Annotated in this window: 10 protein-coding genes; 7 read left to right on the forward strand and 3 right to left on the reverse strand. The window is 68.1% G+C overall.

Annotated elements, in window-relative coordinates; genetic code table 11:
• The first annotated feature begins 50 nt into the window (after window positions 1–50).
• The 4 genes from ACIP5Y_RS15265 (at window position 51) to ACIP5Y_RS15280 (ending at window position 4,764) form a co-directional block, all read left to right on the forward strand.
• Window positions 51–623, forward strand: a complete 573-nt coding sequence (locus ACIP5Y_RS15265) for a Uma2 family endonuclease (RefSeq protein ID WP_400350578.1) — start codon at window positions 51–53, stop codon at window positions 621–623.
• A 108-nt stretch (window positions 624–731) separates the two neighbouring features.
• The gene (locus tag ACIP5Y_RS15270) at window positions 732–2,312 is read left to right on the forward strand and encodes a peptide chain release factor 3 (RefSeq protein ID WP_400351289.1); all 1,581 of its coding nucleotides are present in this window, start codon (window positions 732–734) and stop codon (window positions 2,310–2,312) included.
• A 176-nt stretch (window positions 2,313–2,488) separates the two neighbouring features.
• Window positions 2,489–4,159 (forward strand): ABC-F family ATP-binding cassette domain-containing protein, encoded by a 1,671-nt coding sequence (locus ACIP5Y_RS15275; protein WP_400350579.1) that lies wholly within the window; start codon window positions 2,489–2,491, stop codon window positions 4,157–4,159.
• A gap of 80 nt (window positions 4,160–4,239) precedes the next feature.
• Window positions 4,240–4,764 carry a nuclear transport factor 2 family protein gene (locus ACIP5Y_RS15280; protein WP_400350581.1) on the forward strand — a complete coding sequence of 175 codons (525 nt, stop codon included), beginning with the start codon at window positions 4,240–4,242 and terminating at the stop codon, window positions 4,762–4,764.
• Here ACIP5Y_RS15280 and ACIP5Y_RS15285 read toward each other — a convergent pair whose 3' ends face one another.
• Window positions 4,765–5,634: a DUF4393 domain-containing protein gene (locus ACIP5Y_RS15285; RefSeq protein ID WP_400350582.1), complete on the reverse strand. Its 870-nt coding sequence runs from the start codon at window positions 5,632–5,634 to the stop codon at window positions 4,765–4,767. It abuts the gene before it with no gap.
• 373 nt (window positions 5,635–6,007) lie between these two features.
• Between ACIP5Y_RS15285 and ACIP5Y_RS15290 the strand changes: the two genes are divergently transcribed.
• The gene (locus ACIP5Y_RS15290; protein ID WP_400350583.1) at window positions 6,008–7,330 is read left to right on the forward strand and encodes a hypothetical protein; all 1,323 of its coding nucleotides are present in this window, start codon (window positions 6,008–6,010) and stop codon (window positions 7,328–7,330) included.
• Window positions 7,321–8,181, forward strand: a complete 861-nt coding sequence (locus tag ACIP5Y_RS15295; protein ID WP_400350585.1) for an Abi-alpha family protein — start codon at window positions 7,321–7,323, stop codon at window positions 8,179–8,181. Before ACIP5Y_RS15290 ends, ACIP5Y_RS15295 begins: the two co-directional genes overlap by 10 nt.
• Before the next feature lie 16 nt (window positions 8,182–8,197).
• Here the strand turns inward: ACIP5Y_RS15295 and ACIP5Y_RS15300 are convergent, their stop codons facing one another.
• Window positions 8,198–9,994 (reverse strand): ABC-F family ATP-binding cassette domain-containing protein, encoded by a 1,797-nt coding sequence (locus ACIP5Y_RS15300; RefSeq protein WP_400350587.1) that lies wholly within the window; start codon window positions 9,992–9,994, stop codon window positions 8,198–8,200.
• Between the two features lie 198 nt (window positions 9,995–10,192).
• Between ACIP5Y_RS15300 and ACIP5Y_RS15305 the strand changes: the two genes are divergently transcribed.
• Window positions 10,193–11,041 carry an LLM class flavin-dependent oxidoreductase gene (locus ACIP5Y_RS15305; RefSeq protein WP_400350588.1) on the forward strand — a complete coding sequence of 283 codons (849 nt, stop codon included), beginning with the start codon at window positions 10,193–10,195 and terminating at the stop codon, window positions 11,039–11,041.
• 127 nt (window positions 11,042–11,168) lie between these two features.
• Here ACIP5Y_RS15305 and ACIP5Y_RS15310 read toward each other — a convergent pair whose 3' ends face one another.
• The gene (locus ACIP5Y_RS15310; protein ID WP_400350589.1) at window positions 11,169–12,107 is read right to left on the reverse strand and encodes a 4-(cytidine 5'-diphospho)-2-C-methyl-D-erythritol kinase; all 939 of its coding nucleotides are present in this window, start codon (window positions 12,105–12,107) and stop codon (window positions 11,169–11,171) included.
• Window positions 12,108–12,120 lie beyond the last annotated feature (13 nt).

Below are 12,120 nucleotides of genomic sequence, written 5' to 3' on the forward strand. Positions count from 1 at the left end.
AGGCTGAGTCCAGGAGACCACTGCAGCAGCCAGTCAGGAACGGACGCCAGATGACCGCAACGCTACCGGCATGGATGTACCCGCCGCGGCCTACCGGCTGGGAAGCGGACGACCTGGATCGCATTCCCGAACTGCCCCGCCACACCGAACTGATCGATGGAGCGCTGATCTTCATGATGTCTCCGCAACGGTCGTGGCACGACCGGGTGATCCGGCGGCTCACCGCGGCATTGGAAGGGCAAGTGCCGGAGGGGCATACCGTCGAGGCACAGATGACCGTGCGGCTGAGCAAGACCAGCCGGCCCGAGCCGGACGTGCTCATCGCCAACGTTCCGTACGACCCCGATCGCACCCAGTTCCTGCCGGAGCAAGTGCTCCTCCTCGTCGAGGTGGTCTCCGACGAGTCGATGGAGCGCGACCGCGAGACGAAACCGTTCAAGTACGCACGTGCCGGCATCCCGCACTACTGGCGCGTCGAGGACGAGAACGGCAAACCGGCGATTCACTCGTACGAGCTCGACGACACCACGCGCTTCTACGTACCCACCGGGGTACACCGTGGCACCCTGACCGTCACCGTCCCTCTCACCATCGAGATCGATCTCCCCGGCCTCGCGCGCTGACCGGCCGAGCCGACCAGTACCCTGGAACGGCTGCCATCGTCTGCGCAAAAGGAGTCCCCCGTGAGTTCGCCGAACACCGATGCGACCACCGCACCCAGCACCGGGCGGCTGGCCGATCAGGTGGCGCGGCGGCGCACCTTCGCGGTGATCTCGCATCCGGACGCGGGTAAATCGACGCTCACCGAGGCGCTGGCGCTGCACGCCAAGGTCATCTCGGAGGCGGGCGCGATCCACGGCAAGGCCGGGCGCAAGTCGACCGTCTCCGACTGGATGGAGATGGAGAAGGCGCGCGGTATCTCGGTCAGTTCGACCGCGCTGCAGTTCGAGTACGGGGACTGCGTCATCAACCTGGTGGATACGCCCGGTCACTCCGACTTCTCGGAGGACACCTACCGGGTGCTCACCGCGGTCGACGCGGCGGTCATGCTCATCGATGCCGCCAAGGGCCTGGAACCGCAGACGCTCAAGCTCTTTCAGGTCGCACGCGACCGCGGCATTCCGGTGATCACCGTCATCAACAAGTGGGACCGGCCGGGCCGCGCGCCGCTGGAACTGCTGGACGAGATCCTCGAGCGCATCGGCCTCACCCCGACCCCGCTGTTCCTGCCGGTCGGCATCGCCGGTGACTTCCGCGGCCTGTTACGCCGCGGCGAAGAGGGCGCGGCCACCGAGTACATCCACTTCACCCGCACCGCCGGCGGCGCGACCATCGCCCCCGAAGAGCACTACACCCCCGAGCAGGCCGCCGAACGCGAGACCGATGTGTGGGAGACCGCCGCCGAGGAGAGCGAACTGCTCTCCGCGGCCGGGCAGGACCACGATCAGGAGATGTTCCTGGCCGGGCAGACCTCCCCGGTCATCTACGCCTCCGCCATGCTGAATTTCGGAGTGCGCCAGATCCTGGAGACGCTGATCGAACTCGCGCCCGCACCGCGCGCCCGCAAGGACGTGAACGGCGGCGAACGCGGGACCGGTGATCCGTTCAGCGCCGTCATCTTCAAGGTGCAGGCCGGTATGGACACCGCGCACCGCGACCGGCTGGCCTTCATGCGCATCGTGTCCGGCGAATTCGAGCGCGGCATGGTGGTGACGCACGCACAGACCGGCCGCCCGTTCGCCACCAAGTACGCGCTCACCGTCTTCGGCCGCGAACGCACCACCGTCGACACCGCCTACCCCGGCGATGTGGTGGGTCTGGTCAACGCGACCGCGCTGGCCCCCGGCCACACCCTGTTCGTGGACAAGAAGGTGGAATTCCCGCCCATCCCGTCCTTCTCCCCCGAGCACTTCGCGGTGCTGCGCGCGCAGAGCGCCGGCAAGTACAAGCAGTTCCGCAAGGCCATCGACCAGCTGGATTCCGAAGGCGTGGTGCAGGTGCTGCGCAATGACGCCCGCGGCGACGCCGCGCCCGTGCTGGCCGCGGTCGGCCCCATGCAGTTCGAAGTGGTCTCCGCCCGCATGATCGGCGAATACAACGTCGAAACCACCATGGACCACCTGCCGTACCAGATCGCCCGGCGCACCGACGCCGAGTCGGCGCCGGAGCTCTCGCGCCAGCGTGGTGTCGAGGTGTTCACCCGCACCGACGGTGTGCTGCTGGCCCTGTTCGGCGACAAGTGGAAGCTCGCCTACGTCCAGAAGGAACACCCGACCCTGACCCTCGAAACACTGGTCGCCGGCGCCGAATAGCCGAAAATGGGTCGACGCGTCACCGGGACCCTTGTTAGCCTCGGTGACGTGCTACTGCCCTTCTTCCTCTGAGATACCTCGATGCCCTGACGCGCCCCGAGCGCGTCCTTCATCGAGTCACGGCACACCACACCCTTTCCCGCTGTCGCGGATGACGTGTGCCCGGAGGAAGAAACATGACCATCTGGACCCACCCTGCCCGTGAGCGGGCACAACTGACCTGTTCGAACATTCAGGTGCAGCGCGGCGACCGCACGGTCCTCACCGGCGTCGACATGCGGGTGACACCGAACTCGCGCTGGGGCATCGTCGGCGAGAACGGGCGCGGCAAATCGACGCTGCTGCACGTCCTTTCGGGTGAGCTCGCGCCGGACGCGGGCAGCGTGCAGCGCGTCGGCACGCTGGCCCTCGCCACCCAGGAGATGCCCGGCCACGACGACCGCACCATCGGCGATGTCATCGACGAGCAGCTCGCCGCCACCCGCGCCGCCCTGCACCGGCTCGACACGGCAACCCTGGCCCTCGCCGCGGAACAGCCCGGCGCGGGCGAAGAGTACAGCGCCGCACTGGATCTGGTGCAACTGCTGGACGGCTGGGACGCCGACCGGCGCATCGATATCGCGCTGGCGGGACTCGGCGCGCACACCGATCGGGCGCGGACGCTGTCGAGTCTGTCCGTGGGACAACGCTATCGGGTGCGACTGGCCGTATTGCTGGCCGGCGGTGACGATTTCCTGCTACTGGACGAGCCGACCAATCATCTCGACCGGGGTGCACTGGATTTCCTCACCGCCCGGCTGCGGGTCCATCCGGGCGGCGTGGTGGTCGTGAGCCACGACCGGGCGCTGCTCACGGATGTCGCCGAGACGATCCTCGATCTGGATCCGACACCGGACGGCGCCCCGCGCGTCTACGGCGGCGGTTACCCCGGCTACCGGGACGGCCGCCGCGCCGAAATCGAGCGCTGGGAAGCCGAATACGCCGAGCAGCAGGCCGAGCGCGCCCGCCTGGCGCAGGATCTGTCGAAGGCACAGAATCGCCTGGTCACCGGCTGGCGGCCGGACAAGGGCACCGCCAAACATCAGCGCGCCACCCGGGCGGGGGCGCTGACCCGCGCGGTGCACCGCCGGCAGGACGAGCTGGAACGCCATCGCCTCACCGCACCCGTTCCGCCGCAGCGGTTCACCATGCCGGAGCTGCCGGTCCGCCCGGGCGTGCTCCTGGTCCGGGCCGAAAACGTGACTGTCGCACGGCGATTGCCGCGGCCGGTCGATCTCGCAGTGGCTTCCGGCGATCATCTCCTGGTCACCGGCGGCAATGGTGCGGGCAAGTCCACGCTGCTGGCGGCCTTGGCCGGCGTGCTGACCCCCACCGGCGGCACGGTGCAGCGGGCACGGCGGGCACGGGTGCGGCTGCTGCGGCAGGAGTCGGCACAACCGCCGCACCGTACGGCCCGGGACGTCTTCGCCGAGCAGATCGCGGAACTGACGACGCTGGGCCTGCTCGCCGAGGGCGAAGCGGCCGGGCTCTCGGCGCTGGGCCTGCTCTCGGCCCGCGATGCGAACAAGCGGATCGGCGAGCTGTCGATGGGCCAGCAGCGCAGGCTCGACCTGGCGTGCGCCCTCGCGACCCGGCCGCATGTGCTGCTGCTGGACGAGCCGACCAATCACCTGTCCATCGCCCTGGTCGACGAACTGACCGAGGCGCTGCGGGCGACCGGCGCCGCCGTCGTGGTCGCCAGCCACGATCGGCAGTTGCATCGTGATGTCACGGATTGGCCACGACTGTCGTTATCGGCGCCCGCGGCCGCGCCGACCGGCCGGGAGAAGCCCTCCGGGGCTCGCTGATGAAGAGTTCTGATAGCGATCCGATACAAATACGTACCAATCCCCTAAGGATCCCGATACCGGATGGGATTGTGGAGGGCATGGATTCCGATGCCGTCGCGGCGATCAGCCGGCTGAAGTTCCGCTACCTGCGCGCACTGGACACCAAGGCGTGGGACGAGTTCGCCGACACCATGATTCCGGAGGCCACCGCCACCTACAGCGAGTACCTCCAGTTCGAATCGCGCGACGCGTTTCTGGCCTTCATGCGCAACACGCTGGGGCCGCACGTCATCACCGAGCACCGCTGCGATCACCCCGAGATCGATGTGGCCGGCGATACCGCGACCGGAACCTGGTATCTGGCCGATACGGTGCTGATCCCGGGGCACAATATGCTGCTGCGCGGGGCGGCCTTCTACAGCGATCAGTACGTGAAATGCGAAGACGGGCAATGGCGCATCGCGCACACCGGGTACGAGCGCACGTACGAGGTGGTGCTGTCGCTATCGGACCTACCCAGCCTCAGACTGACTTCCAGCCGCTGGGGCCTGATCGCCCGCGACCCGGCCGACACCCCGCGCACCGAGCCGTCGAGTACGGACGGCACCGCCACCATGGGTTGATCAGGCGATCGAGAAGCAGGTGTTGCAGAAGTCCTCACCGAATTCGGTCAGGCGCAGGCTCTTTCGGACGATCTTGGGTACCCGCCCGGCCTTCTTGAGAGCCTGCTCCACCACCGGCTGGACCTCCAGCACCATGTAGCGGGAGAGCACGACGGGATCTTCGGAGATCATCGTCAGCCCGAGCCGGTTGAGGTTGATCAGGTAGTGGCGGGCCCGGTCGGGGTACCGCACGCCGGCCTGTTCCGGCACGGAAGTCAGATCGCCCGCAACCAGTTCGGAGCCGATGCCCAGCGGCCGGTTGGTGCGCACATCCACGGTGGGCTGCGCCCCGTTCTGCGCCATGAACCGCAGGATCCGCGCCTCGTCCGGCGCGAGCTGGTCGAGGATCCGGTCGTAGGCGGGGTGCACGTCCTCGGTGAAGTAGACGTCGGCCGACCGGGCGAGCAAGGCATCCCCGCGGCGGCGCAGGTCCTCGTTGGTGCCCGAGCGCAGCAGTCCATTGGTGAGGGTGGGTTGCGGCGCGCCCACGGGAGTCGGCACGTAGCTGACGATTTCGCGCACCGACCCCTCGGTGACGCCGAGTGCGCTGCGCGCGATGGACCGGAGCGCGGCCCCCGTGCGCTCGGCGATATCGGCGGAGGATTCGCCGTCCAGTGCCGCCTGGGTCAGTTGCTTGGTGATCTCGAAGCTGGTGCCGACGGCCCATTGACTACCGCGTACCGCGGTGCCGGCCACCAGGCCGGCCGCCCGGAACGCGCCGCGGATCAGTCGCGCCTCATTACTGATCTGACGCTGCTCCGCATCCGAGCTGCGTTCCACGGCGCGCGAACCCGGACGGACCACGTCCCGCCCGGTCCTGTCCTCTGCCACGTCATCTCCGAATATCGCCAGGTGAACCCATCGTCCACAGATTATTGCCGCCACCGGACGGCCGAGCATGTCGAACCCGGCAAACCATGCGAAAGGTTACTCGTTCACGCGAGGCCCCCGACGCCCAACATGCGATCCCCTCCCGGCGCCCTACCCCGCTCGCACGCCCGACCCGTGTCCGATTCGACTGTGGTCCCCGTCATTCTCGTGGTCCTATGGAGAGGAAGGAACCCGAGAGCGGCCAGTGTGACCGAGATCTCCGACTCAGACACTCCACCGCTGGACTCGATTCGTAAATAGACAGTAAGGTCCGAATCGCCGATGGGGTCCAGACGCCGGCGGCGGTTCCGGTGTGGGTCGGCAGGAGGGTGTCGTGCTAGAGAGTCTCTTCGGGGTACGTCCGACAATCCTGCTCGAACTTATAACCATCCCCCTCTTTACCGGCGTGATCGGTTACATCACTAACTGGACCGGCGTCCTGATGCTGTTCCGTCCGATCAAGTTCCACGGCTTCCGGATGCCCGGCCTCTCCGCGGTGTTTCCCTTGCTTCCCAAACGGATTCAGGTCCTGCCATTGCTGCAGTACGACGGGCGTGTCGGCTGGCAGGGGATCGTGCCGTCGCGGGCCGACAAGATGGCCAGCATCGCCGTGGACAAAGGACTCGCGAAACTCGGGAGCGTCGCCGATTTCTATCGCGAGTTGGAACCGGACAAGCTCGCCGAGCACTTTGTCGAAATTGCGGATCTGCAGATTCGCGACATTGTCGAAGACATCCTGAAACGCGACCATCCGCAGCTTTGGTACAACCTGCCCAATGGCGTCCGCGAGATGGTCCACGCCCGCGTGCGCGAGCAACTCCCCGAGGTGCTGCACGAACTCACCGATGAACTCGGCGCGAACATCGATCAGCTGCTCGACGTCAAGCAGATGTGCATCCGTTACTTCCAGGCGCGCCCGCAGATGCTGAACAACGTCTTCCAGGTGCTCGGCGCCAAGGAACTGCGGTTCATGCAGAACTTCGGCTTCTACTTCGGCGCACCCATGGGTCTGGTGCTGGTCGGGCTGCTGCACTGGACCGGCTGGTCGCCGCTGGTGGTGCTGCCGCTGGGCGGTGTGATCATCGGCTGGGTGGTCAACTGGTTCGGCATCAACCTCATCTTCGAGCCGGCGTACCCGAAGTGGTGGTGCCCGTGGCGGCAGGGCCTGCTCATCAAGCGGCAGCCCGAGATCACCGAGGGCTACGCCGAGATGGTGGCCTCGCAGATCATGACCGTCGCCAATATCGGCGACGAGCTGCTCAACGGCCCGCGCTCGGACCGCACCATGCAGATGCTGGAGGACACCCTGCGGCCCGCCGCCGACCGCGCGCTGGGCCCGGCCAAGTCGGTGGTCAAGTTCGCCCTGGGCAGCCGCGAATACGACTCGCTGCAGGACAGTTTCACCTCCGAGGCCATGGCGCTCGCCCCGGTCGCCTTCGCGGACCCGGCATTCAACGCGCAACAGGGCCGGCAGGTGCAGGAGTACATCGCCAAACAAATGTCGGCGCTCTCGCCTCCCGAGTTCGTGGACATGCTGCGATCGGCCATCAAACAAGACGAATGGCTTTTGTTCGTGCATGGCGGCGTGTTGGGTCTCATCGCCGGTTACGCTCACCTCCTGATCTTCGGAACAGGAGTGGCTACGACATGGATATGACCGAAACCGGCACGGGCGAGGACGATCACGCGGAAACCTCCACCGAGGTGGCCTTGCGCGAACCCGCCGGGCTGCCGGCGGCGGTCGATCCGCGCAGGTCGGCCGGGGCGCCCGTGCGGGCGGCGACCGGCATTGTGCGCGTGGCCGTCTCGGCAGCGGTGGAGGCGAGTGCGTGGAGCCTGAGCACCGCGCTCGGCGTCACCGCCGTGGTGTTGCGGGGCAGTATCGCCGGGCAGGCGCCGCGCGAGATCCTGTCCGAAGCCGGTGCGCAGGTGCGGAATTCGGTCCGCGACGCGCTGGGGGTACCAGCGCCCGAGGTGGCCGAGGTGGCGGCGCCGGAGCAATGTACGTCGACCGTGCTGCGTGCACGGGGCGCGGAATTGATTCATCGGTCGGCCGATATCCATGCCGAGGACGACAATCACCACTACACCGCGTATGCGCGGATTCTCAGCGAGCTCGCGCCCGATGAGGCGCGCGTCGTGCGGCATCTGTACCTCGACGGGCCGCAGCCTTCGGTATCGGTGCGGACTGGACGGCGTTCTCACAGTGGGGATTTCTGCCTGCTCGGCGATGACGCGGCGCTGCGCTACCCGAATCGGGTGAGCGAGTACCTGGTCAATCTGGACCGGCTCGGCCTGATCGATGTCACGCGCGAGCAGCTGGGCAATCCCAACCGGTACCAGCTGCTGGAAGCATTGCCGGAGGTTCGGCGCATGCTGAAGCGCACCGCGTTCGGCACCAAGGTCTTCTACCGCACCATCGAATTGACTTCGTTCGGTGCGGGTTTCGTCCGGACCTGCCTACCCGTGCCGTTATTGGACGCTCAGGTCCTGGAACAGCACGGGTAGAACCCGCTTTTCGAACTCAGGCGTTATCGGCCAGTTCGAGCCAGCGCTCTTCGGTGGCGTCCTTTTCGGACTGGACCTGCTTGAGTTCCGTGCCCAACGTGACGAGTTTGTCGGGGTCGGTGGCGGCCTCGGCGAGAGCGGTGTGGAGTTTCGCCTCGCGTTCGGTGAGCTTTTCCAGCGCACGCTCCAGGCGCGCCAATTCCTTGCGGGCGGCGCGGTAGGCGGCCGAATCCGTGGCCGTGGCAGCGGAACTCGCGGGGGCGGGAGCCGAGGCGGCGGTCTTGGCGGCCAGGAGGGCGGCGCGCTTGCGCAGGTACTCCTCGATGCCGCCGGGGAGGTTGGTGAGTTTGCCGTCGCCGAACAGGGCCCAGGTGGAGTCGCAGATGCGCTCGATCAGGTAGCGGTCGTGGGAGATGACCACCATGGTGCCGGCCCAGCCGTCGAGGATGTCCTCCAGCTGCTGCAGGGTGTCGATATCGAGGTCGTTGGTGGGCTCGTCGAGCAGCAGGACGTTGGGCTCGCTCATCAGGATTCGGGTCAGCTGCAGGCGGCGGCGTTCACCACCGGACAGATCGCCGACCGGAGTGCGCTGCTTGGCGGGGGTGAAGCCGAGACGTTCGGCCAGCTGGCCGGCGGAGATCTCCTTGTCGCCCAGCATGGTTCGCTGCGCCACGTCCTGAACCGCTTCCAGCACGCGCATGTTCAGCGGCAGATCGTCGAGTTCCTGCCGCAGCCACCCGATCTTCACGGTCTGGCCTTGAATCCGCTTGCCCGACTTCAATTCGCCGTCGCCCGCGAGCGCGCGCAGCAGCGTGGTCTTGCCGGATCCGTTCACACCGACCAGGCCCACGCGCTCGCCGGGTGCGAGCCGCCAGGTCAGGTCCTGCACCAGTGCCCGGCCGTCCGGGGTGGCGAGGGTGATGTCCTCGAGTTCGATCACCACACGGCCCAGGCGCTTTCGCGCGAAGGAGGCCAGCTCCACGGAGTCGCGCGGCTGCGGCACATTGGCGATCAGGGCCTCGGCGGCCTCGATGCGGTAACGCGGCTTGGAGGTCCGGGCGGGCGCGCCGCGGCGCAGCCAGGCCAGTTCCTTGCGGGCCAGGTTCTGCCGGCGCTGTTCGCTGGCGTCGGCCTGCCGGACCCGTTCGGCGCGCGCGAAAATCCAGTCGTTGTAACCGCCTTCGTAGGTTTCGACGCCGCCGCCCTGCACCTCCCAGGTGCGGGTGGCCACGGTGTCGAGGAACCAGCGGTCGTGGGTGACGACCACGAGGGCGCTGCGGCGGGAGAGCAGATGCTCGGCCAGCCACTGCACGCCCTCGACGTCGAGGTGGTTGGTGGGCTCGTCCAGCACCAGCAGGTCCAGGTCGCGCACCAGGGCGGCGGCCAGCGCGGTGCGGCGGCGTTCGCCACCGGAGAGGTTGGCGACGGGGGTGTCCAGGCCGAGGTCGGCGATGCCGATGCCCTCGACCACATTGCGGATGCGGGTGTTGGCGGCCCACTCGTGTTCGGCGACGCCGTCGGTGCGCTGATCCTCGGCCAGACCGGCCAGCACGACCTCGCCGACGGTGGCGCCCTCGGGCAGCACACCGCGCTGGGTGACCACGGCCATCCGCAGATCGCCACGCCGCGAGACGCGCCCGGTGTCAGGGGGCTCGAGACCGGTCAGCACCTCCAGCAAGGTGGTTTTGCCGCCACCGTTCAAACCGACCACCCCGATCCGCTCACCCTCCTGCACGCCGAGTGAGACGTTGTCGAGCAGCGGTGTGATGCCGAAGCTCTTGGTGACCGCTTCGAGGTTGATCAGGTTGGCCATTGGTCCTCTGTCGTAGATGCTTTACCCCGGGCAAGCCTACCGATGCGCGTCTTGCGAATTTTCCGGCGGACGTCGTAAGGTGGGCGGCAATCCGATCGGCTCTCCAGAAGTACTGTCGCAGTGAGGGAGCCCAGCCTCTGTCCATGAGGTGAGGAGTGGGCGACGTGATCATGCACACCCACTTCCATGGAGGATTCCATGCACATCGGCCTCGGCCTTCCCATTGCCGATCCTGCTGTTCTGCCCGATTGGGCCCGCCGCGCGGACGCGGCCGGGTTCTCCACCCTCGGTCTGCTCGACCGGCTGGTCTTCCACAATCCCGAACCGCTGGTCACGCTCGCCGTGCTCGCGGGCGCTACGTCCCGGATCCGGTTGCAGACCGAGGTGCTGCTCGCACCCCTGCGTGATCCGGCCCTGCTCGCCAAGCAGGCCGCCACCCTGGACCGGCTGTCCGGCGGCCGTTTCGTGCTCGGTCTCGGCGTCGGCGGGCGCGAGGATGATCACGAGGCCACCGGCACCGATATCCGCACCCGCGGTCGCCGCCTCGACGAGCAGATGACGATCATGCGCAACCTCTGGTCCGGTGCGCCGTTCAGCGACACCTGCGGCCCGATCGGCCCCTCCCCCCTCGCGCCCGCAGGCCCCGAACTGCTGTTCGGCGGCTTCCAGCCCGCGGCCATCGACCGGGTCGGCCGCTGGGGTGGCGGCCTGCTCGCGGCCGCCGCACCCGACTGGGCCGGCAACCTGTTCGACCTGGCCCGCCGCTCCTGGACCGACCACGGCCGCCCCGGCTCACCACGCATCGTCGCTCAGGTCAACGCCGTCCTCGGTCCGCAACCCCTGGTGGATCAGGCCCGCGCCTCCATTCTCGAGTACTACGAATTCAGCGGCCGCGCCGACCGGATGGCGGCGGGCATGCTCACCACCGTCGACGAGATGCGCACCGCCATAAAACAATTCGAGGATCTCGGCGCCGACGAAGTCATGTTCTACTGCTACGGCACCGACCCCGGCCAGGTGGACCGCTTCGCCGACGCCCTGCTCTGATCGGGATTCAGCCCGGCACGACCGCGCCTGGCCGCTGCACAGCGGCCGCGCGCCGGTTGCGCCGGGCCGGCCGAAACGCCGATGCCCCAGGACAATCGACACGGCGACGGTCAGGCTCTGCCGGTGCTCAGCGCTTGATCGCGTCCGGGGTGTCGCTGATGACGCGGGCGCCGGGGACCGGGCCGTAGGCGGTGCGGACGCTGCGGCAGACGCCGGCGCCGGAGAGTTCGGCGGCGACCGCGACCGCGGATTCCTCACTGTCGCAGAGGAAGGCGCAGGTGGGGCCGGAGCCGGAGACCATGCCGGCCAGGGCGCCGGCGCCGACTCCGGCCCGGAGGGTGCGGCGCAGTTCGGGTTTCAGGGAGAGGGCCGCCGCCTGGAGGTCGTTGCCGAGCAGCGGAGCGAGTTGGGCGGGGGCGCCGGAGGCGAGGGCCTGCAGCAGGTCTTCGGGGTTACCGAGGCGGGGCGGGTCGCCGGCCTCGCGGAGGCGATCCAGTTCGCGGAAGACGTCCGGGGTGGAGAGGCCACCCTTGGCCAGGGCGAGTACCCAGTGGAAGGTGTTGCGGGACAACACCGGAAGCAGCTTCTCGCCGCGGCCGCGGCCGAGGGCGGTGCCGCCGTGCAGGGCGAAGGGGACGTCGCTGCCGAGTTCGGCTGCGATATCGGACAATTCGGCGCGGCCCAGGCCGAGTTCCCACAGGTCGTTCAGGCCGACCAGGGTGGCGGCGCAGTCGGCGCTGCCACCGGCCATGCCGCCCGCCACCGGAATCCCCTTGGCAATGGCGATATCCAGCAGCGGTGGCTTGCCCGCGACCTCGCCCAGTCGCACGGCCGCGCGCCACACCAGGTTGGTGCGGTCGGTGGGCACCTGGTCGGCGCTCTCGCCGGTCACCTTCACCGTGAGCGAGGTGGCCGGCGAGAGCTGCACATCGTCGCTGAGCGACAGCGCCTGGAAAACGGTGGTGAGGTCGTGATACCCGTCCTCACGGAGATCGCCCACCCCGAGGTGCAGGTTCACCTTGGACGGCGCGCGCACGACGACGGGACTGGGCACAACTGACAGCACGGCGCCCAGCCTA

This window comes from Nocardia sp. NPDC088792 (genome assembly GCF_044750615.1).
In the GTDB taxonomy this organism is placed as follows: domain Bacteria; phylum Actinomycetota; class Actinomycetes; order Mycobacteriales; family Mycobacteriaceae; genus Nocardia.